Genomic DNA, 23,766 nt, shown 5'->3' with positions numbered 1-23,766 from the left:
CTTACAATATGTCGGGTACATCCAAGCTGTAAATCCTGTCTGAACCCATCGTAGCATTCGGGAACAGTATGGTCTTTGCTGCATTTGAACTTTTTTTATAAAATTTCAACTTGATTATGCTCAATTAAAGCTCCCAGGTAACCTGGTTTGTTGTAAGACATCTGTGAACAAAAAAAGGATATGCCCTCCTTCATGGAAGTAGGACATATCCTCTTGATCCAATTGTATCTCTCTGTCTTTTCCTAAGATTGATTAGCTGTATCGTTGCTGCTGCCTGTTCCCCGCTTTTGCGATATTGTACAGGCGACATACCCATCGTTTTTTTGAATGCGGTGCTGAAATAATGCTGCGTATCGTACCCTACCTGCTCAGCAATGTCGTAGATAGACCATGCTGTAGCGTCGAGCAGTTGTACCGCCTTGCGGATGCGGGCGTGTGTAACCAGAGTAACAAAGGAATCGTTCAGTTCTTTCTTGAGCACCCGGCCCAAATACACCGCAGATACATTCAGACGGACAGCGAGCGATTCCAATGTCAGCTCCCGATCCGCATAATTCTCTTGAATGAGCTGACGTGCCCGGCGAACCAGCGGAGACAACCGGGCTTCTCCAAATACTTTCTCACGGCATCGTCGATATGTGTCCGGCGCCTCCTCCAATGTCCCTGTGTGTTGCTCCATATAGGCATGAACAGCGATATTCAGGCAAGAACTGATTTTCTGCTCCATTGTGGATACAATCCCTTCCGGTGCCTTCTGCCATAGACATATGCCAATCAATCCATTCACTTCCCTGAACAGGACATGTGGAAGCTGTCCCAGCAATTCATCAACAATATTCTCTGCTGCAAAAAGAAACAATTGGCGGTCACTCTCATGCATCACCGTCTGACGTGCTTCTGCAGCAGGCCAGCGGACGATTCCAATCTGTACAGGCGGCGCAGGTGGCAGACGCAAAAACGCGAGTTGCCCCGTCAGCTCCGTCCCCTGACTGAACCTTCCAGCCAATCCAGGCAAAAACGCTGGCGCAGCAGCGGGATATTCCGTTCAATCTGGTCGGCTGCCTGTTGCACATACGTGGTTCGCATATGTTCTTCATCCATATGCTGGCGCAGTCGCGCAAGGGCAGCATACAGCTGTTCTGCCTGAACAGGCTTCAATATATAATCCTCTACCCCAAGCCGAACGGCTTCTTGGGCATAAGCAAATTCATCATGTCCGGATATGATGAGACAGCGGCAATTCGGGCAATCGTCCTGAAGACGACGAATCAGCTCGATTCCGTTCAGAAAAGGCATATTCATATCAACCAGTACGATATCCACATTCAGGCTGGCAGCCAGTTCCAGCGCTTCCTCCCCATCCTCTGCTTCTCCGGCAACCTCCATGCCCAGGGCCACCCAGTCGATTGAATCCCGAATGCCCTCACGAATGATCGGCTCGTCATCGGCAATCAGTACCTGGTAAAGCTTCTCCGCAAGCCTGTCCTCCGTCGCAGTTAACGGAGCCGACCTTTTATCCTCTGCGGTGTTTGTTGTCGTTGATATGAATTTCTTCATCCGCTCTCCTGCCCCCTTTCCCTATCAAATGACTGTCCTGCCGGAAGCTCTCTCAACAGCGGAAGAATGACCTGCACACAGGTACCCACACCTTCCCTGCTGTCCAGCACAATGCCATATTCGATACCATAAACCAACTGTATACGTGCCTGTACGTTCAACATGCCGTAGCTTTTGCCAGCCTTTCCGGACAAGGATGCCGTTTCAAGACTTTCCAAGGGTGCTGCCAACAGCCCTTCCATCTCTGCAAGCCGCTCACTCGACATGCCCGCTCCATCGTCCTGAATCCGCAGCAGCAGTCTTCCTTGTTCTGTTTTGGCCTCCACCCGAATCTTGCCTGGCCCTCGTCTTCCCTTGATGCCATGATAAATCGCATTTTCAACAAGGGGCTGAAGCAGCAGCTTGAGTACGAACAAATCACGCAGATCGTCCGGAACGATTAGCTCGTATTGCAGTCGGTCACGGTACCGGGTCTGTTGAATTTGCAGATAACTGGTTATGTGCTCAAGCTCGGAATGGAGAGGAATGAAATCATCCCCTTTGCTGAGTCCGATGCGAAACAGTCTGGAAAGAGCGCCAACCATGTTCGATACATCGTCCGCTCCTTCCTTACGGGCCATCCAATGAATTGTATCCAGTGTATTGTATAGAAAATGGGGTTTGATATGCTCTTGCAAGCTGCGCATTTCAGCCTCACGCTTCTGCCGTTCCTTTAATTCATTCAGGGAGATAAGCTGACGGATCTGTGCAAGCATCCGGTTAAAACTTCTGCCCAGCATGCCAATTTCATCCGCCCTGTCGCTCCAGCGGCCCGCCCTGAGATTTCCCGTCTCCGCCCTGCGCATATAAGACATCAGCCGAAAGATGGGCTGCGCGATGGAACGCGAGAACCAAGAGGAGGCGCTCAGTCCGAACAAACATACCACGAACACAAAGCTGACCACATAAAACTGAATCTGCCGCACTTCCGTGATCGATTCCCGTGCAGGAAATACACCCACCGTTCTCCAGCCCGTAAACGTAGAGGACTGGTACATGAATAAAAGCTCCTTTCCACCCGCCTCAGCATTGAACGTTCCGCTGTCGCCGGATTGGAACCATTCCGCCGGAATCTGTTCTACCAAAGGGTGTTCAGGCATATATACGCTCCTCCCTTCCTCATCGGTTACCATCACATAACCGGATTTACCCAGGGTTACATTTCTGGCAGCCTGAGAGACAGACCGAAGCTTGAGATCAATCATAACAACGCCAAGTATACGTCCCGATGCTTCATCCGTTATGGAACGCGCAACAGATACAATCTCATTATCCTTGTACCTCACATGTGTGGTTATATTCCGATCCAGCGGCTGCCCCAGCACCGTAAAAATGCCTGGATTTTGAGAAGCCTTCACATACCAGTTTTCCTGGGTGAGGCTTTGCTTCGATCGGGGGTACATCTCATTGCTGATATAGTCACCGCTTCCATTGACGAGAACGATTCCGGCGATCTCCGGATAAAGCGTCGTAAAACCCTGCAAGGTTTGCTTGATCCCATACAGCTGATCTTGTTCCGCTTCCGTATTTCCTTCCTGGCTGGATGAATCTGTGCGTGTATCTTTATCCGATGCTGTTTTTCCTTGCATAAAAGCACCCACGTTCCGATCAAACGCAATCAGATACGTCATGTTTTGCAGGTTCTCCATCTTGCTGTCGAGCGCTTCATTCACTTTGCCAATGAGCTGCATCGTATGCCCCTCAACCTGCCGCTCTACAATCCGTTCCACGGTCCAGTTCACCAGCACGCCCAGTCCTACGGAAGGCACGATGGCAAATAGTAAAAACAGCAGCATTAACTGATAACGCAGCGGCATATTGCGCAAACGCAAACGTTGCAGTCTCCCCATCATTCGAATGCGTCTTGCTTCCCTGCCCCGGAAATTCTCCTGTGGATCAGCGTTATTTGGCATAATAATCATCCACATTCGTTCGGGTCACCACGGAAATTCCGGTATCCACCGTGACCGGAAGTGGTGCATTCTCATCCAGAGAGGATGGAGCGGGTACCGTCAACTGGTGATGCAGATGGAACAAATATTGAAGTGACCAATATCCCATGTTCCAGGTTCCCTGTGCGATGGTTGCGGAAATCGTGCCTCCCTTGATCATGTCCAGTGTGGCTTTATTGGTATCGAATGATATAAGTGCGAGCGAACGAGCCCCCTTCAAATTCTGTACCGCTTCACCCGCACCTGCTCCTCCGGTCGCTTCGGTCACGAAAATGCCAGCCAGCTTCGGATGAGCCTTCAGCAGCCTGATCGTTTCGTCTCTTGATACCATTGCGTCTCCATGTCCATCGGCGACTTCAACAATCTTCATCAAAGGATAACGCTGCTGAATCGTATCGCGAAATCCCTTTGTTCGCTCTTCATGATTCTGCTGGTCAGGAAGGGTCAACACTGCAACTTCCCCTTCCCGAGCCATCAGTTCAGCCATTTTGTCAGCAGCCGTTACGCCTGCCTTGTAATTGTCCGTCCCGAGAAAAGAATAGGCCCGACTTCCTGGTGCATCGGCATCGAACAACACGACAGGTATGCCCGCGTCCATTGCTTTGCTAATCACCGGAATCAGCGATTGCGGGTCGATGGCCGATATGGCCATTCCTGCTGGCTTGCGAGCAATGGCCTGCTCGATAACCGTCGTCTGTTCCTTCGCATCATACCGGGTAGCTCCGCGGTATTCCACGGTTACACCAAGCGCATCCCCGGCATCTTCGAAGCCTTTCAGGGGACTCTTCCAATATTCCAGTCCGGACTGGAAAGTAATCATCATGTAAGTTTCGCCAATATCTCCACGCAGCCCCCGGTCTTCCCAGGTACCATTCACCTGACCGGCGTATTCAAACTGAAACACATACAACACAAACGCTGAGATTAACAAAATATAGACCAGCAGCAGTTTTTTCATCTGTTCACTTCCTCAAGTCGTCTGTCAGCTATAACATTCTGCTTAAATTGTAAACGCAATCATATAAAAAGGAAACCGTTTTACCTATTCCGAATTCATCATTTTTTTCCTGCTCAAATGTTAACTGCTGCAATAATGTACTATAAGATCATCCCTTCACATCGTATCATTCATGGAATAAGACGAGTCAGAAAAGAGGCGTTCACCATGAATTTCACTTCATTTTTGATCTATTGCATTGTCGTTACCTTCACACCAGGCCCCAGCAATATTGTGATTCTTTCTTCTGCGCAACAGGTTGGTGCTAAGAAAACGATGAAATATGTGTGGGGAGCCACACTTGCATTCGGGCTGCTGCTTGCTGCTTCAGCTTTTCTCAATCATGTTCTTGCTGGCATTTTGCCTGGCATTCTCCGTGTGATGCAGATTGTTGGCGGTCTATATATGGTGTATCTGGCGTATCAGGTCTACAAAATGGGTTCTACCGAAACAGCAACGAAGCATGTTACCGGATTTTGGAACGGTTTACTCATGCAGTTTCTGAATCCAAAAGTGGTTCTGTTCACGTTTACGGTCATCCCCAGCTATGTACTGCCCTATTACGACAGTTCGCTATCATCGTCACTATTCGTGCTGCTCATTACCCTCATCGGTTTTCTGGCATACTCTAGTTGGGCCGTCTTTGGCTCCATGTTCAGAACGCTGCTGAATCGTCATCAAAAAGTACTGAGTATCCTTATGGCCCTCTTTTTGTTATACTCAGCCATTATGGTATCGGGAATCATTTAAGGTATGGGAGGTGCGCAGCGCGTGGAATGTTTCAACTATAAAAAATCACAGGATGTACTGGCTCTATCCGCCAGCTTTACGGATTTCGCCTATAAAAAGCATTGTCACGAGGAATATGCGGTTGGAGTAACCCTGCGTGGTATTCAGCAATACCATCTGGACGGTCATTATCAGGCCTCCCACAAAAACGGCGTGATGTTATTCAACCGGGAACAGTCCCACGATGGAAGCTCATATGACAAAGATGGTATAGACTACGTGATGCTTTACCTGAAGCCGGATTTGGTCGAAGAGATTCTCGGGAAGAAGGAATTGCGGTTTACCACTCCCATCGTCTATGATCCTCAGCTCGCACGAAGCATTCTGATGCTGAACGAGGCTGTTCAGAACGGACAGGATGAAGCGAAGTGCAGTGAACTGTTCTTTGACCTAGTGCAGTTGCTCTCCCAATCGGAAATGGAAACCAAGCTATGGCGGCCTCAGGACAATCTGGTCCGAAAAGCCAAGGAAATGATGTTTTGCAGCATTGAAGATGTGCTGAAATTGGACGACCTGTGTGCTGAATTCAACATGTCCAAGTTCCAGTTCATTCGTGAGTTCAAATCACATGCCGGCATATCCCCTTACCAATTTTTCCTGAACTGCAAGGTAGAACATGCACGTCAATCCATCGAGAAACATAAGGATATCTACTCTGCTGTAGCCGAATGTGGATTTGTCGATCTGACTCATCTGAACAGACACTTTAAACGGGTATTCGGTATTACGGCGTATGAATATATGCTGCAACTAAATGAATTGAATTGATTTCCAACAGGTTAACAAAGCTCCATACAAACGAAAGAGCATATTTTTAGCCCTCTTACTTCCTATTAGGAAACAAGAGGGCATTATTTGTGTTCCGGGACATTTCCGATACTAATAAAAAGGCCCGATATGGGATGCTTTTTCGAACTATTGCTTGGGTTGTGGTCCTGTTCTTTTGTTATTTCAGAAAAGACTGGGAAATCTGTTTCGCTGTATCCATCATGACTGAGTCACCGGACATCACCGTTAAAATACTCGCTCTTGTATTCACGTCCATCTTCTTCAACACCTCTATCGTTTTGGCAGAATCCGTCTGGAACAATTTTTGGATAAGACGGGCTGCACTTGGGGAAGACATCTTGGAGAAGGTATGTACCAGTTCCTTGACCGATTGATTGGCTATGTTGCTGTTTTGCTTTTTGATTTGACGCTGAATAAGGGCAAGCTCATGATCGGTAGCCGAATTGCGAGGCTTCATTTGCACCGAAAGGTCGGCAACCCGGTCCGGGTCCATTTTGCTCCAAATTAGCGCTCTCTGTTCTGTGGACATCTCGGTCATGGCATACACAATCTCCAGATCGCTCAATTGAGCCAGTGCTGCAGCAGCTTTGCTTGGAGGCATATTGGCGTAAGTCTTGGCAATATCCTTGGCTGCAGCAATATGATTTGTTGACTGTACAGCCGGAATCGCTGAAGTTGTGGTTTGTGACTGAACGGTTTGCTGTGCTTGCGACGATACTGTAGATGATGGTGATTGCGCTTGTTTGACTGGATTGGCAGATGCAACAGGCGGTGTGGCTTGAATTCCAGCCACATTCTCCACAGCATGTAATACGGTGTTTTTGACAGAAGGGACCAGAAAAACACTGCTGCCCCTGCAGCACCAATACAGATTAGGGCAACAAACCACCTTATCCCCGATGATTTTTTCTTTGTTGAAGTTTTGGATGAACTCTTGGCAGGCTCAGGTTTGATTTTGTTATTAGGTGTGTTGGCAGATGTTGTTGCATGAATAGATTGGACCCTATTCGACTGGCTCATCATGATCACTTCCCTCTCGTTCTGAAGTAATCCCCAGTCTATACCTTCTTCATTAAAATTTGATAAGAAAATCAGATTACATTTTTTAATCTTTTCCAATTTGAATGTTGTACACTGGACTTGGTAAGCTTAACCTACAAGCTCAATCTAGCTTCTCCAAATTAAAGGAATGGATCGATTTCTAATGAAAAACATATTACTGATTGAAGATGAGAAAAACCTGGCTCGCTTTATAGAACTGGAACTGCTGCATGAAACCTACACGGTCAGTGTAGCCTACGATGGAAGACAGGGATTAGAACTAGCACTCGAAAAGGATTGGGATCTGATCCTGCTTGACCTCATGCTGCCGGGAATTAACGGGGTAGAGGTGTGCCGAAGAATACGTAATATCAAACAAACGCCCATCATCATGATTACGGCACGGGATGGTGTGATAGATCGGGTCATGGGACTCGACAGCGGAGCCGATGATTATATTCCCAAGCCTTTTGCCATAGAAGAGTTGCTGGCACGGATGAGATCCTTATTCCGCCGTTCCAACGCGGAGAGTAAGCAATCCTTGCTTGAATATCAAGGATTGCAGCTGGACCTGGAGGCGCGAATTTTTCAAAAATACGGAGAAATTGTTGAATTAACCAAACGCGAATTCGATCTGCTTGTCATCCTCATGCAAAATATTGGTCGTGTCATGACTCGGGAAGTGCTGCTTGATCTTGTGTGGGGATACGATGCTGATGTGGAGACCAATGTGGTCGATGTGTATATCAGTTATTTGCGCAATAAAATCGATGCTCCAGGCTCCCCCAGCTTTGTGCAGACGATACGAGGTTTGGGTTACGGGATTCAGAAATGATGCGCTGGATTCGAAAATATCTCCCCCATACCCGTGGCTCTATTCGCTGGAAACTCACGATCTGGATCTCGCTCTTGCTGGGCACACTGTTTATTGTGTATAACATTGTCCAGTACTTTGTCATCATTGAATGGCTCACGGTTCAGGAAGAACAAAACATTGAGAAGAGCATGAATGAGATCGAAGGTTACCTCCAAGAGAAAGAAGTATCCGCAGCGCAAATTGCATCTAACCGTTCTTTCATTACCAAGTTGAATCAGGAGAACCAGATGATCCGCATTCTAGATCAGAACGGTAATGCGCTGCTTGAAGTAACCAATGGCCTTTCTAAACAGTGGGTCGAGCCGCAAAGGGTGCAAAAACGCATTTTGATCACTGCATGGCATTACGAAGATCACCTGCTAATCATGAGATCCCCCTCATAACCACACATTTCAGCGGGACGATTGAAATCGTGAACAATCTCGAAAATACGGATCAATTAAGCGATATGCTGGTGTTGGTGATGTTTGGCGGGGGGATTGCAGCTGTGGGATTAAGCCTTCTGGGCGCATTTTTGTTATCACGCCAATTCGTCAAGCCCATTATGACTATGAATGCAACGATGATCCAGATCCAGCAAAAAGGACTTCATGAGCGGGTTGATGTGCCGGATCAACACGATGAACTGTCCAATCTTGCCCGGATGTTCAACCGCCTAATGGATGAACTAGAGCTTTCTTTTCAGCAACAAAAACAGTTTGTCGAAGATGCTTCGCATGAGCTGCGTACACCCGTGGCCATCATTGAAGGGCATATTTCCCTGTTAAACCGTTGGGGCAAGCATGACCCGACTATCTTGAATGAGTCCCTTGATGTCTCGGCCCAGGAACTTAAACGGTTAAAAAACATCCTGAATGAACTGTTAATGCTTAGCCAATCCGAGTACGGTCACATTACAGTAGAAGCTGCGGTCGATCTTTGCCAGACTGTGCAGCATGCGCTCACCAACGTGGTGCAGCTACACCCGGACGCTACCTTTGACATTGATCTGGAGCGCCTATCCGGTATTGAAATGGAGATCCTTCCTCAACATCTGGAGCAGGTCCTGCGAATATTAGTGGATAACGCCGTTAAATATTCACCACTGACCAAAGAGATTCAGATCTGTGGAACGCGACGTGACAACGATGTATCTATTCAGGTATCTGATAAAGGCATGGGTATTCCTGTAGAAGATTTGCCGTATGTTTTTGACCGCTTCTACCGTGTGGATAAAGCCCGTACCCGTGAGCAAGGCGGTACGGGCTTGGGACTCTCCATCGCGGAACGTCTCATCAAACGATACAACGGAAAGATATTCATCTATAGCCGGGAAGATGAAGGAACCACCGTGACTATTCTGCTTCCCGTATACGTGCATCCTGAAAAAATTTGAATCGAAACGGGATATGGATAAAGATCCGTCCAATTCCCCAAGCGCTTGCCACACCAACGAGTGCGCCTGCAATTACATCCGAAGGGTAGTGTACTCCAGACCATACTCGGGCAAATGCAATACAAGCGGCAACGAGAACCCACCCCCATCGGTACCTGACGTGACCCAGCCAAAAGACAGTGGCACATGCAAAGGCAACCGTCGCATGATCACTTGGAAAGGAAGCATCTGCGGTATGGCTGATTAATTGGATGACCGAGTGGGATACAAATGGCCGATCTCTGTATAGCAAGTGACCTGTAATAAAACTGACGGCGGTACCGGAACATGCTGCCAGAATGGCTTGGAGCACCATCATGCGGTTTCTTTGACTCTTCGATATCCAATACACAATCATTCCCACCGGGAACATAAAAAGTGAAAACTTCGCTAAAAATATCATGATGCCATTCAAGTATGTGAGCTGACCCGCTTGCTGGTTAATCCAGTGAAAAAGTTCGTAATCGAATAATATGAAAGACATAAGCATCCCCTTTCCCAATTTAAAAAACCTGTTTTTGATCATAGCCCTCTTTTCTGGGAGCAGCTTAAAAGGGAAATTAGAAAACGATAAGAAAACAGACACCCTGGAGGAACATAACTATTGAGGCAAAATTTGAAAAAGAACATTTCCATCCCACTACTCTCCGCAGCACTGAGCCTTGCTGTGTTTTCAATCATTGCCCTGTCTATTAGTGATAATCAAATACACCGATTTGACGATTCCCTGATAACGTGGATACAGGGCATGGAATCACAAGGCATGACCCACTGGATGGAGCTGTTCACCTGGATTGGCAGCGGTATACCTGTTGTTATCATTACGATCCTTTCAATGGTCGTATTGTATGTCTTTTTGAAACACCGACGTGAACTTCTGTTTCTGGGCTGCGTCATTGCAGGCTCAGCGATATTGAATACCCTGCTGAAGCTTATGTTTCACCGCGCCCGACCAACCATTCACCGGATTATTGAAGTGAGTGGTTACAGCTTTCCGAGCGGACATTCCATGGCAGCATTCAGCCTGTATGGTGGACTGGCCTTCTTGATTTGGAAGCATATCCCCACCGCAGTTGGCCGTGTACTGATGATTATCGTAAGTGCAATGTTTATATTAATGATTGGAATGAGCCGAATTTATCTGGGGGTCCACTATCCCAGTGACGTGGTGGGAGGATACTTTATGAGTGGATGCTGGCTTGCCGTATGCATATGGTTTTATCAGCGATACCTGGAGCGAGTCTCCCTATTGCAGTCTAAGCCCCTGGCTTAGACTCTCTTGTTTTCATGCACATGATCTGCCCCATACCAGAAGTGGATCAAGCAAAAGAACCTCACGGGTGCACCCAGCACCCGTGAGGTTCTTTCAAGTCATAAATCCATTTTAAAGTGAAAACTTATAGCTCCTCGCCATTGGATTCAATGACTTTTTTGTACCAATGGAAGCTCTTCTTCGGTGTTCTGCTCAGATCACCATTACCGTCATTGTCCTTGTTCACATGAATGAAGCCATAACGCTTCTTCATCTCGCCCGTGGATGCGCTAACCAGATCGATACATCCCCACATCGTGTAAGCGATAAGATCTACTCCATCGGCAACGGCTTCTTTCATTTGTTCAATGTGACCCTTCAAATAATCAATACGATAGTCATCCTGAATGGAGCCATCTTCCTCGACCACGTCCACTGCACCCAGCCCGTTCTCCACGACCATCAATGGAATCTGGTAACGGTCATACAGGTGGTTCAGGGTGTAACGCAATCCTTTCGGATCGATCTGCCAGCCCCAATCAGAAGCCTCCAGATACGGATTTTTGATGCCGCCAAGAAGGTTTCCTTCTGTTTTCTCCAACGAATCATCAGCACTTTCAACCATCGACATGTAATAGCTGAACGAGTAGAAGTCCACGCATCCTTCACGCAGTGTTTGCTCGTCTTCCGGCTGCATCTCGATCTGGATGCCCTGTTCCGCAAAGAAGCGTTTGGCGAAGCCGGGATACGCTCCTCTAACTTGTACATCTCCGCAGATCATGTTAGAAATTTGGTCCTTCTTCTGTGCCAGCAATATATCGTCTGGATTACATGTGTTCGGATAGGTTGTCATGAAAGCGACCATACAGCCGATTTGGAAATCAGGGTTGATCTCATGTCCCAGCTTCACCGCTTTTGCACTTGCTACAAATTGGTGATGCAGTGCCTGGAAGCGGGTCTGTGGATCATCAACGCCATCAACCAGCGTTTCTTTGCCTTCAAACAGGATGCCTGCCGCCATATATGACCCCATTGGCATCGTCAAACAGTTGATCTCGTTGAAGGTCAGCCAGTATTTTACCTGATCCTTGTATCGGTTGAAGAGGGTTGTACAATATCGGATATAACAATCAATGACTTCGCGGGAAGCCCAGCCATTATATTTCTTGGTCAGACCGAACGGCGTCTCGTAGTGGGAAATCGTCACAAGCGGCTCAATATTGTACTTTTTCAGCTCGGCAAAGACGTTGTCATAGAACTGCAATCCCTCTTCGTTTGGCTCCAGATCATAACCGTTCGGGTAGATGCGGGACCAGTTGATCGACATGCGGAACATTTTGAAGCCCATTTCGGCCATCAGGGCAATATCTTCTTGGTAATGACCATAAAAATCAACCGCTTCGTGGCTTGGGTAATAGGTTCCCTCTTCCAGTACAGGCGTAATCCGCCGCGGTGTCGTGTGCGTTCCACCTGTCATCATATCGGAAGTACTTGGGCCTTTGCCACCCTTGTCCCATCCACCTTCAAACTGATTGGCAGCCGTTGCGCCACCCCAGAAAAATCCGTCTTTCATCGACATCATCCATTCCTCCTTATCATCTTCGTAACACTGTACATCCAGTGTACCACCCATACCCTGACACCTATTGTCATGGTATAATGTCGGCATGGAAAATAACCGATTATTCAGAATGCTATTGCTGTTATTGGAGAAAAAGAAAGCTACCGCCCCCGAGCTCGCGCGTTTGTTCGAGATATCCGTGCGCACGGTGTACCGTGATATCGACAGACTGAGTGCGGCAGGTATCCCCGTATACACAACCACGGGAAAACATGGCGGTATTCATCTGATGGACAACTTTGTCATGGACAAATCCCTCTTGTCGGAAGACGATCAGAATGAAATTTTGCTTGGATTATATAGCGTCAGCGCCATCCCTCACCTCAACACTGCCCATATGCTCAAACGTTTAACCACCCTGTTTGATCATAAGCTGGATTGGATCGAGTTTGATTTCTCCCCATGGGGCAGCATTCCGTTGCAGGAAAGGGAACTGTTCAATCAGGTGAAGCAGGCGATATTTACGAATCAATGGATTACGTTTCACTATGTGGACTCCAACGGGGAACCCAGCGTTGAGACGATCGCCCCCATCAAATTAATATTTAAAAACAATACCTGGTACTTCAAAGGAAAGGATCAGAACAGACCAGGTCAGACGGAAGCCCTGACCTTTAAGATGAAGCGCGTTTCCGAGCTTACACTGCTGCAACGGCCACTCGATCAGCATACAACCACCGGACCTACAGACAGCGATCAGCCTGTGCCCAACAAGCAGGTTCCTGTGGAAATGCTGTTTTCCAGTGCCATTTCGTACAGGATATATGATGTTTTTGAGCCGTCGCGCGTTGAAAAAGAGCCTGACGGCAGGCTTCGCGTCGCTCTTGAACTGAATGAAGGCGAATGGCTGTATTCCTTCCTGATGTCGTTCGGTTCAGACCTGACCGTAGTTAAACCTCCTCACATCGGACAGGAATTGCTCAGACGACATATCAAAGCGGTAGAACATTTGCAGCAGGTCGTTAACAACGAGTTGAAAAATGAATGATATAATGGAGCTCTGATTACGTTTTAATTCTTTTGAATCTTTTATGCTTTTGATCTTTGAATCTTTTGCTTTCCTATCCGTTCATATCCTGAAGGAGGCTTGTCCATGCAAGACATTAGACGTAATAATGTGGAACGATTCAAAGGTTTTGGTACGTTATATGACCAGAACCGACCTGCTGCGCCCACTGAAGTCGTGGATATTCTGACGAATTATTTGGGCAGCAAACCTCGCATGGTCGCGGATGTTGGCTGTGGTACCGGATTATCTTCGTGGATTTGGTTAAATGAAGCAGAACGTGTTATTGGCGTGGAACCAAGCGACGACATGAGAGCTGTGGCGCAGTCCAAGTGGGAAGCTGCGGGCAAGCCGGACCATCTCCGCTTTGTATCCGGCCTGTCCCACGAACTGGGACTACCGGATGGCAGTGTCGATATCGTGACTTGTTCACAGTCGTTCCACTGGATGGAGCCCCAATCCACACTGCATGAATTTGCACGTGTACTGCGTCCAGGAGGCATATTTGCAGCCTACGACTGTGACTGGCCGCCAGTGATCGATTGGCAACTGGAACAAGCCTACCTGCATCTGAATACGGAGGCAGATCACCGGGCAGCAAGTCTGGCCCCTCAGGAAAATCAGGCACATAAATGGAGTAAAGACGGGCATTTGCAGCAGATAGAGCAGTCCGGCTTATTCCGTTATTCGCGTGAAATTGTGTTTCATCACCATGAAACGTTCGATGCGGATCGTTATGTCAATTTGGCCCTGAGCCAAGGCGGCTTGCAAACGGCAGTGAAACTCGGAGCCACTGATTTGCTCACAATCGCAGAGGAGTTCAGACAGCTGGCTGCCCGCATATTTGCCGGTGAATCAAGAGAAGTTTTGTTCTCTTATCGGATGCGCCTTGGGATCATTTGACGATAGCCCAAAAAACACTTGCACCTCCAGTTACGTCAGGGGATATGATGAGTTCATCCCCTGCAGGGTACCACGTCAAAGGAGGACAAAACGCGATGTCCAAGGATATTGTGCCACTTACCATCGGGCTTTTTTCCAAAAAAACGGGTGTATCCGTGCGAACTCTCCGCTATTACGATGAAATTGGACTGCTAACACCACATAAAGATCCCAAGTCAGGACACCGGCTTTATGACTACAATGAGATGATGCGTCTTCAGCACATACTCTGTTTGAAGACATTGGGCTATAGCCTTGAACATATCTCGGAACTGATTCGTAAACCAACGTTCGATTCTAACTGGGCAGATACCCTCCAGTTGCAGAAAAACATGCTGGAGCAGAAACAAAAAGAAATCGAACTTACCCTGCATACCATGGATCGCATATTGAAACTGATTGCCTCGGAACAGGAGGTGGATCGCTCAGCGCTTCTAAGTCTTATTCACGGCATGCAAACAGAGCAGGAGCAAAAAGAATGGCTTTATCAGCAGCTGGACTCAAGCGTCATTGATTCTCTGTTTGAACGGACCACTGAATCACAAACCGAACTCGATCAACAATTTATTCGACTGACCCAGGAAGTGAAGAAATTGGCCGGATGCCCGGTGGAGCTTCCTGAAGTTCAGGAGTTGATCCGTATGCAGCTGCAGATGAATATGGACATGCTCGGAAATGCTTCGCTTGCGGATTACGCACCGCTGGCCGAGATGGAGGATGATAGCCTGGAAGCACTGACAAGTTTGTCTCCTTCCCCCTTCACACCGGAAGAAGAGGAGTGGCTTCATCAAGTAATGACCTATTATATGGAACAACATGATTTTCAGCTTCCCGGGCAGCAATGATTCGCTCTCTCATTCATGCCCAGCAGGGAATCAGCGCTGCTAAAGACCTGAAGAAGCCGCCCTATGCAGGGCGGCTCTTCGCATGAATTGCATTGGTTGTGCAGGAGGAGGAGAAGCTGACGCTCTCGAAGAAAATACATTGATCACATCAGGAGGAGAACAGGTCACTTAATTGCCCCTCTTGAACATTCAGTGCCAGCACCAATTTCGATGGGTCCTGCTTCGAATAGATCACGTTAATAATATGGCCTTGCTGAACCTGAGGCAGTGCAGACGGCAAGATTTCTTTGTGCGTGGTCACATTAAAGGTTTCACCACTGGACTTTGTAATGCTGAGCTTGAGCTGAAGCTTGATTTTATTATGACCTCCGCTTCCAAGCGGAGTAACATCCAAAATTTTGGCCATCGCTTTCTCGCCCGTTCTTGCAATATCCATCATCTCAGGTGCCACACCTTGCTGCACCATCTTCTCATTCAGCAATTGCTGCATATCTTCCTGGGACAGATGGCCTTTCAGATCAAGCCCTACCTTGCGCTCATCCTTCACGGAGACCACTAAGGGGACGAAGCTGCCTGGCTGGAACTGGGCCATGGATGTCAACGGGATAATGGTTCTCAGCTCGGTATCATATTTCTCACGGCCTTTGCGCGAAACGGTCAGACCCAATCGGACTTCCGGCTGCTCATTAATATACGTTCCCGTCTGCTGGACGCTCTGAATGACTCCAACCGCCGGTAATCCTGACTTCACCCGCCCCACGCCGAAGATATTACCCAAAATGGCGGGAATAAAGATCAGCCCGAATCCGGCAAAAATGGCCGCTTTATACCACCATGCCTGCATGATAATAAAAGGATCATTCCACAACTGTTGTGCCAGAAATGGGGAGAACCCTACCCCGAATACAGTCAGCACACCAACCAATCTAAGAAATCCCACCATCTGCCCCACCCTCTCTATATCTCTTTTTTTCGTTGTTAACTGTATTTTCTAAATGATAGAACTCTCTCTTCCCTCAAGAACCTTCTAGTCAGACAACAATCCCATGTAGATCAGCTCGGATGGATTCGCCGGATTTTGGCCCAAACCCACCCGATCTCCCACGCGTGGAATCTGCATCTTGGACACCAATGTTTCCAGTGTTCGCTGATACTGATTGCCGTTCGTCTCTGTCACATCCAGAACAAGCACAACAATTGGATCAAAATTGATCAACTTGCCTGTATCGGTTATCGTGATTACCGTGGCTGCTGCAGTTAACGGGAGGGAGCCGCTTTCTGCCAGTTGTGCCTGCTTCGCCGAATCGAGGCTCTGATTGATCAACTCCCGATGCTCCTTAGATACGAAACCTTTCATCATCATGCCGCTAAGACCTTTGTTCATCATTTTATCCGCCTTGGCAATCGCATCTTCCTGTTTGTTCTTTTTACCAAACCATCCCATAATAAGCACCTCGTTTTTTTTGTTTTTGGTTATAGTTAAAGTATAAACAGCACGGCTTGTCCTTGAATACCCTTTAGACTGCATACAAAAGAAACGAAACTTCCGGCGTTTAAACCACTGGATTTTCGTTTCTTTAGCACGCTTTTTGGTTGATTACGCAAAAAAAGAGCCGTAAAACGACTCTTTAATAAAAGGTTGGGAGGCATATTTTGTGCCTAAAGCACGGGTATTGAACAAAATCAGGCAAAAAAACGGCTGTTCCAAGCCGATTTTTGATCTATTTTTTGCGTAATAGGTAGACCAGCTTCCGATAATACATGGCGGCTTCCTTATATTTTCGCTGATCCTCGGATACCACAGCCATTCCCTCATATAAAGGTTCAAGTCGCATGACATGCTGTACGGACTCAAAATACGGCAGGCACGCGAGCGCACGCTCCATGAACACTTCACGATCTCCATGCGCAAGAGCCAGCTGGCTCTGGTAGAACGTTGCACTCATCTGCTGATCCGAAGTCGATGCACATTGGAGCAGTTGATCTATATTCTGCGCAAGTAAACCCCAGTTTTTTCGTGCCAGAGCCACTTCACACCGATACACACTCACTAACGGCTTCATGGCCTGCTGGGTTTCTTCGGGTTCCTGCTGCAACAGGGATTCGAATCGCTCAATCTCCGACTGCGCCTGATCCAGCTCTCCCGTCATCGTTAGCATGACAATCCGATTATTCGCAATGGCGGTGACCAGATCGCCCTGATTCCCGGCATACACCAGATTCGCCTCTGCCATGGTCAATGCCGAGAGTGCCTCCTGTACCAGTCCCATCGCAAAGCAATATCCGCTGTACGCCACATATAAACCGGACAAGCGATGAAACAGCCGCTGATCATAGACATGTCTCATGGTGAGATCGAACACCTGCTTGGCCTCTTCGTACTGTTTGACCTGAATGTAGGCTTCCATCTTGATATTTTGCACAGACAGCCAGAATTCACTTCCAGGAAGGGCCAACTCACTCAGTCTTGTTGCATGCGTTAACACATCCACATAGGCGAGCTTGGAACGATAGTATTGCACTTTGTAATATAATAACGCCTTTGCCAGCGGATGCGGCAGATCTACATCGTCTGGGCGACCGTACTTCTCCAAATAAAAATTCAGATAGGACATATGTATATATTCATGAGCTGCTGCATCATTTAGTTGCTGATAGTAGACCGCCTTCATCAAGGCCGTGGTCAGCTCTACTGTCAGCGCATCATCCCGATCCTCCAGCGCGTGCACGATATCTTCTGCTATCACTGAAGCTGGAACTGACATTTGTTCAAAAATAGCCTCTGCCCGCGCCAGTGTTTCCTCATCCTGTGCAGAAGCATTTAACAGATAGGAAGACGTAACGCCAAGACGTAACGCAACAACCTCTGCCAGATCTTGAGGGAGTGGATAACGATCAGCCAGAATATTGGCAAAGTGAGCCTGCGTGACCAGACCTTCCACGAGGTCTTTGCGGGAGATATGCTTTCTTTTGCACAGAAATTCAATCCGTTCCTTCAGCATGGCTAGTCTTCCTTTCAGGATAAAGGCGAACCCTTCGCTTCTCCAGTTTTGTTCTGTCCTCACCGTTATCGTGTAAATGTTTAGTTCAAATTATATAATAGCACCCCGTATGCGAAGTCGAAATACCGCCTTATAGCCAAATCCATCGAAACGGTTTCCGTTTCGGAGGCAATTGTTTTACAATAAGAAGGTATGTACAAGAGCATGATCCATTAATGATGAACAAGAGTTGAATATGAAAGGATGCAAATGAATGATTATCAAACCAAGAACACGTGGTTTTATTTGTACAACTTCCCATCCTGTAGGCTGTGCTGCACAAGTGCAGGAGCAAATTGATTATGTAAAATCCAAACCGCAATTGAACGGACCACGTAACGTCCTCGTCATTGGAGCCTCCACTGGATATGGACTCGCTTCGCGCGTCGTATCCGCATTTGGTGCCGGAGCCAATACCATTGGCATTTACCGCCCGAGCAGCTCCACTGAAAAACGTACGGCTTCAGCAGGCTGGTACAACTCCGCTGCATTTGAGAAAGCTGCGGAAGAAGCAGGACTGAAATCGTACAGCATCACAGGTGATGCCTTTGCCAACGAAACAAGAGAAAAAACCGTTGAACTGATTCGCAGTGAACTCGGTCAGGTTGACTTGGTCGTTTATAGCGTAGCCTCGGCACGCCGTACCGATCCAAACACAGGTGAAGTATTCAACTCCGTGCTCAAACCGATTGGACAATCGTACACCAACAAAACAGTCAATTTCCATACGGGAGAAGTAACGTCCGTTACGATCGATCCAGCTTCCGATGAAGAAATTCGCCAGACCGTGACCGTGATGGGCGGAGATGATTGGGAACTGTGGATGGATGCCTTGCAACAAGGTGGTGTACTCGCCGACAATGCAACAACCATTGCCTTTTCTTATATCGGTCCTGAACTTACGCATGCGATCTATCGTGATGGTTCCATCGGTCAGGCCAAGAATCATCTGGAAGCAACAGCACACAAGCTGAATGATCGTTTGAGTGCAAAGGGTGGTCGTGCTTACCTCACGGTAGCCAAAGCGCTGGTAACCCAATCAAGCTCCGCAATTCCAGTGGTGCCGCTGTATATCTCTGCACTGTACAAAGTCATGAAAGAAAAGGCTTGCACGAAGGCTGCATCGAGCAATTACAACGCTTGTTTGCTGACCGTCTGTATACGGGTGGAGAGGTTCCGACCGACGCAAAAGGCCGCATCCGTATCGATGATTGGGAGATGAGAGCGGACGTTCAGGAAGAAGTAGCGAAGCTCTGGAACGAGCTGAACACCGAAAACATCTATGATCTGTCCGATCTGGAAGGGTACCGTAAGGAGTTCTTCCAACTGTTTGGTTTCGAAACCGACGGCGTGGATTATGAAGCAGATGTTGATCCGAACGTTGAAGTACTGCATCAGCGTTAATTGAAAACCAATCTTGCTGAGGGACTGTAGTAACCAGGTTTAGTACAAGTCCAGATCATCCTTTGGGGAGCTATTGCTCCCCTTTTGGTGTCTACCGATTCTACAAAATCGACTTGAGCTGCTTTTTTAGCCCCTTGGGTACGGCCTTCTCTACCGTAATGGATCGTGCTCCATGTATGGTTGCAAATAATTGGAGCCCCTCTCGAAAATCGGCAATCCATTCCTCCACAGGCGGAGCAGTCTCTTCCATCGATAATAACCGAACCGTTAGCACGCCCGTTTTGCGATCCAGTCGTGGGTCCATGCGTCCAATCAGCCGATCTCCGTGAAGAATGGGCATCGCGTAATATCCGTAGGTTCGTTTCACCTCTGGGGTGTAAATCTCCCACTTATAATGAAAATCAAATAAATCCACAACCCGTTCCCGTCTCCACAGCAGGTTGTCCAGCGGGGCAGGAATCGTACCGGGCCTGATGGATCATAATGCGTTTCTTCCCTTTCCATCTCACGCAACATCTCTTCATCTTCTGCGCGAATGTAATAAGGCGTCGCAACGTCCTCCACCTCCAGCGGGATCATTCGCCCATCTGCGACACGTGCAGCTATATCATTCCGACGTTCCGCAGCGGTGGATTTCATCCAGCCCAACCGTGGATCTCTCGCGTCCACGACCCGATATGCGTGAATGTACTTGTCCATCAGAGCCTGCTTTTGAGTCAACATATCGATATCCGATGTCATGGATTGGCCCTGCTCCCGCAGCCCGGATTCCGTAATATGAAAATAACGTTCATTCCCCTGCCTTGCCACGACACGAATGGCGGCCGAATCCAGCAGCAAGTTTAACGCTAACGTGGTATCCTTTGTTTTCGGTACATCCGCACTGTCCCAATATCCGCTTACTCGTTCGATGGCACGAAATGCTCTTGAGGGTAACGGCCCCTCTTCCTCCAAACGCTTCAGCACATGCTGCACTGTATTTTCCAGCCCTTGTAGGGAAGGAGCCAAACGATCCCGTAATCGGGCACGAACGGGTTCAAACAGAGCATAGTCTTCCATCGGAATAACACATGCAGCGTTGGCAAAATATTCAAACACTCTGTGATCACTCAGCAAGGTATGTAAATCATCGGAGGTATATCCAGAATCACGAGCACTCAGCACCAAATGCTGGTTTCCGGTTACGGCAGCGACAGGATCAATCTGAACACAGCCAAGGGAGCGAATCAGGCGCATGACCTGTTCAGGACCCGAAGGCGAGGAAGCGACGGGCCAACGTCCCAATAAAGATTGCGTTTGCAGCAAAAATCGCCGAACGATTTTTTTATTCATGCGCAGCGCTGTTGTCATATGTAGAATTCTTCCCTTCTTCGAAGATAGGAGGATATGTAGCGATAGCAATCCAATTCAAAAGCGATATATTGATTTTAACAGTCCATGGGATACCATTCCAACCGAAGGAAAGGCTTTTTTTTCAATTGGATGCTTATGCAGCACTCCGCACATTATAGACAAAATAAAAAGAAGCACCACCATCCTGGGTCCGCTTCTTGTGTTTAACCTTTTGCAATTTTTCCTGCTTCGTGGGCATGATTCGAACATGCTGGGATAATGCTCCATAATCTCCATTTACTCTTCGACCTTGTTCCGGACACCATTGTCCAGACCGCTCTGCTTTGCGCAATGTTTTTTGCGTTTGCGTACGTGCCATAGAATGAACACACTCCCTTGATTGGTATGCACTCAATATATCATGTGCAGGCAGACAAGTGAAGGTGATCTACGCGGATTCAACTCCAGTTTATCCACTAACGCGGAACTCTTTTTCGTCGCGACTGCCAAGTCTCCACAGGCTCCTGATCGTCTTCCTCAATCAATTCCAGTGCTTCTTCCATTCTTCTGGACTTAAACAGCGTGATCAAGTCCATCAGATCTTCCCGATCCAGCAGCTTCACCCCGTTGACTGCTGCCAGCGTCCGACATGCTTCCGTATATCTGGCTGAGGTGAGCACGATAGATCGATCTGCCTCATAATAACGCATGGACGTGTAAATCTCTTGTACTGCGCTTAGCCCAACCGGATGATTCGCTCCGTAACGCTTGGCCTGAATAACATTCCGTCTGCCTGCTCTATCCACAAATACAAGGTCCGCTCCGAAATCACGACTGCTTGTCGTCTTATGTACTTCGGCATAACCGAGCTGTTGGAATAAATGATACAGGTACAGTTCAAATTCCGATCCATCCTGCATTTTATCAATATCCTTCATCGTTATCTTACGCGGATTGGCCTCACTTCGTATGCGCTGCCCTCGACGAATGACTCGACGAATGATCCAGGCGATGAGCAGTAAAAGGACAATAACGCCTATACCCACAGTGGTTATATTTTCATTCCAGTTCATAGCTGTTCTCCTTGTCGTTCCTCTAATCTGGCAGGCTCATACCCTTATCAGCCCTCGTCACCCGACTAAATATAGCAGACTTCACTCTTAACAGAAAGAAGATGAATTCCCTGTAACCCTCGAACTTCCCCAAACAACAATAATATTATATATCAATCATAAAAGGTTACAGACACTCAGGTTGAATTTCACATGTATGAAATGGTAGAATTCAACAATCGGTTCTATTTTGAATCGAAGAAAGGTGGTTTATAACTTGCATACATCCAACAAACGAAAGTCCAAAACATGGGCTGCACTCATTCTCAGTGGCATGCTCCTCTTCAGCCTGCATACACCAAGCTACGCAGCAGAGTCTAATGCCCCACTGCCCAAGCCTGCGTGGACCTCATCATCCCTGGCACTCACTGAGGTGAATACGGAGAAGGACGTCATCATTAAGGAATTGAATGCTGTGCCTTCCAAAAACTTGGTGTACGTTCATTCTTCACAACCCGTGATCAAAACAAGCAGCAATACCAAGCTGGATTGGCAGCTGGATTCGCTCCAGGCACTGGATGCCACAACCGGACAATTGAAGTGGAACGTGATCTTCCATGAGAAAAGCGGCCCTTATACGACTTATTCCAACTCCCTCTATTCCAGCTACGGCACAGCCTATGTCTATATGGAATATTCCGATGGAACCAAGAAAGTATATTCGTATAATACATCCGGCAAAACCAACTGGGTCAAAACCGTAAATAATTCATCATCCATCTACCTTCTGGATAACGATACATTACTGGTTGCCTCAAGCGCGGGTGTCCAATCGAACGGTTCCGTACGTTCGGCCATCTCGCTATATGACAAAAAGGGCAAACTGATTACAGAAAAGACCATTAACGGTGCTGTACTCAAGGCAGGCAGTAATCGAATCGTTGTAGACGCCAGCAAACAAACCAAAGTCGGCAACTACTGGCAAGCAGCGGCTAATCCAAAAGTGGAGATCTATGATCGCACACTGAATCGTCTTTCGTTATATCAGTTCCCTAGCAATGCCAACACCCTGGGAGACGGTGGCGGTGAATCGCTGGCCATTCTGGACGATGGCTCTGTGATCATGCGTGCCAATTTTGCAAACACAGGCAACAAACTGATGGGCTTTGGCACCGATGGCAAGATGGCCTGGGGTCGTGCCATTGCAGGTAATGCCTATGTTCAAACTGCAGGCAGCGGATATACCGTATTTACAGGTCAGAAGCTGGAGCTGTACACCATGAAAGGCAAAGTCACAGAGCGTACGTTCAAAGATCAACAGGAACCGTTAATGGTCGTTGAGCGTACACAGGATGAAAATTACAAATTGAATTTTGCCAAGTCTGGCTACATTCTTGATCCGCAAACATTGGAAACGGTCCATGAATATGCATTCGCATCAACTCCTGGTGTGCTCGATGGTTACTCAACATACAGCGATCATATCATCTACCAGATCAATGACGATGCATTATCCAAGTATGTGTTGAAGACAGCCTCAGCAAAATAATAAATGGAGCGCTCTGGTTGACCGACTAACGGTTAACAGAGCGCTCTGTTATTTTACACAACGATGTAGAGTCTCCTCCCTTTTATCCTCTCTGCTCAAACTGTTATAATAGTATCGTCAACTTTTTCACCCTACTCTTGATTGGCAAAGGAGCGCAACCTTCCCATGATTATTCAATTCATTCGATACAGATAACTTGGGGCATAACATAACCTCTTTTTTTAAGATGTACGATAGAGGTTTATTTGTTATGCCCTTTTCTTCAGT

At 47.6% G+C, this 23,766-nt stretch carries 20 protein-coding genes and 3 pseudogenes; 11 read left to right on the top strand and 12 right to left on the bottom strand.

Annotation, left to right across the window (positions count from 1 at the left end; translation table 11 throughout):
• Positions 1-280: 280 nt before the first annotated feature.
• From ACTWJ7_RS10460 to ACTWJ7_RS10450, 3 genes and pseudogenes are all read right to left on the bottom strand, one after another.
• Positions 281-1,557, bottom strand: a pseudogene (locus ACTWJ7_RS10460) (response regulator transcription factor); the annotation flags it as partial.
• A complete protein-coding gene (locus ACTWJ7_RS10455; RefSeq protein ID WP_443146361.1) occupies positions 1,554-3,446 on the bottom strand; it encodes a cache domain-containing sensor histidine kinase in 1,893 nt (630 codons plus the stop codon). The gene ACTWJ7_RS10455 and the pseudogene ACTWJ7_RS10460, both read right to left, overlap by 4 nt.
• A 52-nt stretch (positions 3,447-3,498) precedes the next feature.
• Entirely contained in the window at positions 3,499-4,506 is a 1,008-nt protein-coding gene (locus ACTWJ7_RS10450; protein WP_443145397.1) for a substrate-binding domain-containing protein, read from the bottom strand.
• Between the two features lie 207 nt (positions 4,507-4,713).
• Here ACTWJ7_RS10450 and ACTWJ7_RS10445 point away from each other — a divergent pair, with 207 nt between their 5' ends.
• A complete protein-coding gene (locus tag ACTWJ7_RS10445) occupies positions 4,714-5,295 on the top strand; it encodes a LysE family translocator (protein WP_079350617.1) in 582 nt (193 codons plus the stop codon).
• Between the two features lie 21 nt (positions 5,296-5,316).
• Positions 5,317-6,102, top strand: coding sequence for an AraC family transcriptional regulator (locus ACTWJ7_RS10440; RefSeq protein WP_301878248.1), 786 nt, complete (start codon positions 5,317-5,319; stop codon positions 6,100-6,102).
• Positions 6,103-6,280: 178 nt separating this feature from the next.
• On the opposite strand, the gene ACTWJ7_RS10435 is transcribed toward ACTWJ7_RS10440, so the two are convergent.
• Positions 6,281-6,916: a hypothetical protein gene (locus ACTWJ7_RS10435; RefSeq protein WP_443145396.1), complete on the bottom strand. Its 636-nt coding sequence runs from the start codon at positions 6,914-6,916 to the stop codon at positions 6,281-6,283.
• A gap of 411 nt (positions 6,917-7,327) precedes the next feature.
• Here ACTWJ7_RS10435 and ACTWJ7_RS10430 point away from each other — a divergent pair, with 411 nt between their 5' ends.
• The 3 genes from ACTWJ7_RS10430 to ACTWJ7_RS10420 are packed head-to-tail and all read left to right on the top strand — an operon-like array spanning position 7,328 to position 9,416.
• Positions 7,328-7,999 (top strand): response regulator transcription factor, encoded by a 672-nt coding sequence (locus tag ACTWJ7_RS10430; protein ID WP_301878251.1) that lies wholly within the window; start codon positions 7,328-7,330, stop codon positions 7,997-7,999.
• The gene (locus tag ACTWJ7_RS10425; protein WP_443145395.1) at positions 7,996-8,424 is read left to right on the top strand and encodes a hypothetical protein; all 429 of its coding nucleotides are present in this window, start codon (positions 7,996-7,998) and stop codon (positions 8,422-8,424) included. The genes ACTWJ7_RS10430 and ACTWJ7_RS10425 overlap by 4 nt, the downstream gene beginning before the upstream one ends.
• A 29-nt stretch (positions 8,425-8,453) precedes the next feature.
• Positions 8,454-9,416, top strand: coding sequence for a sensor histidine kinase (locus tag ACTWJ7_RS10420; protein ID WP_443145394.1), 963 nt, complete (start codon positions 8,454-8,456; stop codon positions 9,414-9,416).
• On the opposite strand, the gene ACTWJ7_RS10415 is transcribed toward ACTWJ7_RS10420, so the two are convergent.
• Entirely contained in the window at positions 9,376-9,939 is a 564-nt protein-coding gene (locus ACTWJ7_RS10415; RefSeq protein WP_301878253.1) for an undecaprenyl-diphosphatase, read from the bottom strand. The genes ACTWJ7_RS10420 and ACTWJ7_RS10415 overlap by 41 nt on opposite strands.
• 120 nt (positions 9,940-10,059) lie before the next feature.
• Here ACTWJ7_RS10415 and ACTWJ7_RS10410 point away from each other — a divergent pair, with 120 nt between their 5' ends.
• The gene (locus ACTWJ7_RS10410; RefSeq protein WP_443145393.1) at positions 10,060-10,728 is read left to right on the top strand and encodes a phosphatase PAP2 family protein; all 669 of its coding nucleotides are present in this window, start codon (positions 10,060-10,062) and stop codon (positions 10,726-10,728) included.
• Between the two features lie 124 nt (positions 10,729-10,852).
• On the opposite strand, the gene ACTWJ7_RS10405 is transcribed toward ACTWJ7_RS10410, so the two are convergent.
• Positions 10,853-12,286, bottom strand: coding sequence for a glycoside hydrolase family 1 protein (locus ACTWJ7_RS10405; RefSeq protein ID WP_443146360.1), 1,434 nt, complete (start codon positions 12,284-12,286; stop codon positions 10,853-10,855).
• Positions 12,287-12,413: 127 nt separating this feature from the next.
• On the opposite strand from ACTWJ7_RS10405, the gene ACTWJ7_RS10400 reads away from it, so the two are divergent.
• The 3 genes from ACTWJ7_RS10400 (at position 12,414) to ACTWJ7_RS10390 (ending at position 15,121) form a co-directional block, all read left to right on the top strand.
• Positions 12,414-13,316: a helix-turn-helix transcriptional regulator gene (locus tag ACTWJ7_RS10400; protein ID WP_443145392.1), complete on the top strand. Its 903-nt coding sequence runs from the start codon at positions 12,414-12,416 to the stop codon at positions 13,314-13,316.
• Between the two features lie 105 nt (positions 13,317-13,421).
• Positions 13,422-14,237 (top strand): class I SAM-dependent methyltransferase, encoded by an 816-nt coding sequence (locus tag ACTWJ7_RS10395; RefSeq protein ID WP_301878258.1) that lies wholly within the window; start codon positions 13,422-13,424, stop codon positions 14,235-14,237.
• A 95-nt stretch (positions 14,238-14,332) separates the two neighbouring features.
• The gene (locus tag ACTWJ7_RS10390) at positions 14,333-15,121 is read left to right on the top strand and encodes a MerR family transcriptional regulator (protein WP_301878260.1); all 789 of its coding nucleotides are present in this window, start codon (positions 14,333-14,335) and stop codon (positions 15,119-15,121) included.
• A 148-nt stretch (positions 15,122-15,269) separates the two neighbouring features.
• Here ACTWJ7_RS10390 and ACTWJ7_RS10385 read toward each other — a convergent pair whose 3' ends face one another.
• From ACTWJ7_RS10385 to ACTWJ7_RS10375, 3 genes are all read right to left on the bottom strand, one after another.
• Positions 15,270-16,064, bottom strand: coding sequence for a hypothetical protein (locus ACTWJ7_RS10385; protein ID WP_301878262.1), 795 nt, complete (start codon positions 16,062-16,064; stop codon positions 15,270-15,272).
• A gap of 84 nt (positions 16,065-16,148) precedes the next feature.
• Entirely contained in the window at positions 16,149-16,568 is a 420-nt protein-coding gene (locus ACTWJ7_RS10380) for a hypothetical protein (protein ID WP_367620518.1), read from the bottom strand.
• Positions 16,569-16,842: 274 nt separating this feature from the next.
• Positions 16,843-18,123, bottom strand: coding sequence for an XRE family transcriptional regulator (locus tag ACTWJ7_RS10375; RefSeq protein ID WP_301878267.1), 1,281 nt, complete (start codon positions 18,121-18,123; stop codon positions 16,843-16,845).
• A gap of 253 nt (positions 18,124-18,376) precedes the next feature.
• Between ACTWJ7_RS10375 and fabV the strand changes: the two are divergent.
• Positions 18,377-19,566: pseudogene (gene fabV, locus ACTWJ7_RS10370) on the top strand (enoyl-ACP reductase FabV).
• Between the two features lie 100 nt (positions 19,567-19,666).
• Here the strand turns inward: fabV and ACTWJ7_RS10365 are convergent.
• The 3 genes and pseudogenes from ACTWJ7_RS10365 to ACTWJ7_RS10355 all read right to left on the bottom strand — a co-directional run bounded on the left by ACTWJ7_RS10365 (position 19,667) and on the right by ACTWJ7_RS10355 (position 21,971).
• Positions 19,667-20,802: pseudogene (locus ACTWJ7_RS10365) on the bottom strand (DNA glycosylase AlkZ-like family protein).
• A gap of 250 nt (positions 20,803-21,052) precedes the next feature.
• The gene (locus ACTWJ7_RS10360; protein ID WP_079350630.1) at positions 21,053-21,277 is read right to left on the bottom strand and encodes a hypothetical protein; all 225 of its coding nucleotides are present in this window, start codon (positions 21,275-21,277) and stop codon (positions 21,053-21,055) included.
• A gap of 97 nt (positions 21,278-21,374) precedes the next feature.
• Positions 21,375-21,971: a restriction endonuclease gene (locus tag ACTWJ7_RS10355; RefSeq protein WP_079350631.1), complete on the bottom strand. Its 597-nt coding sequence runs from the start codon at positions 21,969-21,971 to the stop codon at positions 21,375-21,377.
• 256 nt (positions 21,972-22,227) lie between these two features.
• Between ACTWJ7_RS10355 and ACTWJ7_RS10350 the strand changes: the two genes are divergently transcribed.
• Positions 22,228-23,499: a hypothetical protein gene (locus tag ACTWJ7_RS10350; protein WP_301878272.1), complete on the top strand. Its 1,272-nt coding sequence runs from the start codon at positions 22,228-22,230 to the stop codon at positions 23,497-23,499.
• Positions 23,500-23,766: the final 267 nt, after the last annotated feature.

The organism is Paenibacillus sp. 1A_MP2, assembly GCF_052244825.1.
Classification (GTDB): Bacteria; Bacillota; Bacilli; order Paenibacillales; family Paenibacillaceae; genus Paenibacillus; species Paenibacillus vandeheii.
Note: the sequence above shows the minus strand (reverse complement) of the source record. Positions and strands in the feature narration are given on the sequence as shown.

Bases quoted from the DNA above. Each gene is read 5' to 3' on its own strand.
- ACTWJ7_RS10455 (WP_443146361.1), bottom strand. From the start codon at position 3,446: ATGGGGAGACTGCAACGTTTGCGTTTGCGCAATATGCCGCTGCGTTAT.
- ACTWJ7_RS10450 (WP_443145397.1), bottom strand. From the start codon at position 4,506: ATGAAAAAACTGCTGCTGGTCTATATTTTGTTAATCTCAGCGTTTGTG.
- ACTWJ7_RS10445 (WP_079350617.1), top strand. From the start codon at position 4,714: ATGAATTTCACTTCATTTTTGATCTATTGCATTGTCGTTACCTTCACA.
- ACTWJ7_RS10430 (WP_301878251.1), top strand. From the start codon at position 7,328: ATGAAAAACATATTACTGATTGAAGATGAGAAAAACCTGGCTCGCTTT.
- ACTWJ7_RS10425 (WP_443145395.1), top strand. From the start codon at position 7,996: ATGATGCGCTGGATTCGAAAATATCTCCCCCATACCCGTGGCTCTATT.
- ACTWJ7_RS10415 (WP_301878253.1), bottom strand. From the start codon at position 9,939: ATGTCTTTCATATTATTCGATTACGAACTTTTTCACTGGATTAACCAG.
- ACTWJ7_RS10405 (WP_443146360.1), bottom strand. From the start codon at position 12,286: ATGTCGATGAAAGACGGATTTTTCTGGGGTGGCGCAACGGCTGCCAAT.
- ACTWJ7_RS10395 (WP_301878258.1), top strand. From the start codon at position 13,422: ATGCAAGACATTAGACGTAATAATGTGGAACGATTCAAAGGTTTTGGT.
- ACTWJ7_RS10390 (WP_301878260.1), top strand. From the start codon at position 14,333: ATGTCCAAGGATATTGTGCCACTTACCATCGGGCTTTTTTCCAAAAAA.
- ACTWJ7_RS10385 (WP_301878262.1), bottom strand. From the start codon at position 16,064: ATGGTGGGATTTCTTAGATTGGTTGGTGTGCTGACTGTATTCGGGGTA.
- ACTWJ7_RS10375 (WP_301878267.1), bottom strand. From the start codon at position 18,123: ATGCTGAAGGAACGGATTGAATTTCTGTGCAAAAGAAAGCATATCTCC.
- ACTWJ7_RS10360 (WP_079350630.1), bottom strand. From the start codon at position 21,277: ATGGCACGTACGCAAACGCAAAAAACATTGCGCAAAGCAGAGCGGTCT.
- ACTWJ7_RS10355 (WP_079350631.1), bottom strand. From the start codon at position 21,971: ATGAACTGGAATGAAAATATAACCACTGTGGGTATAGGCGTTATTGTC.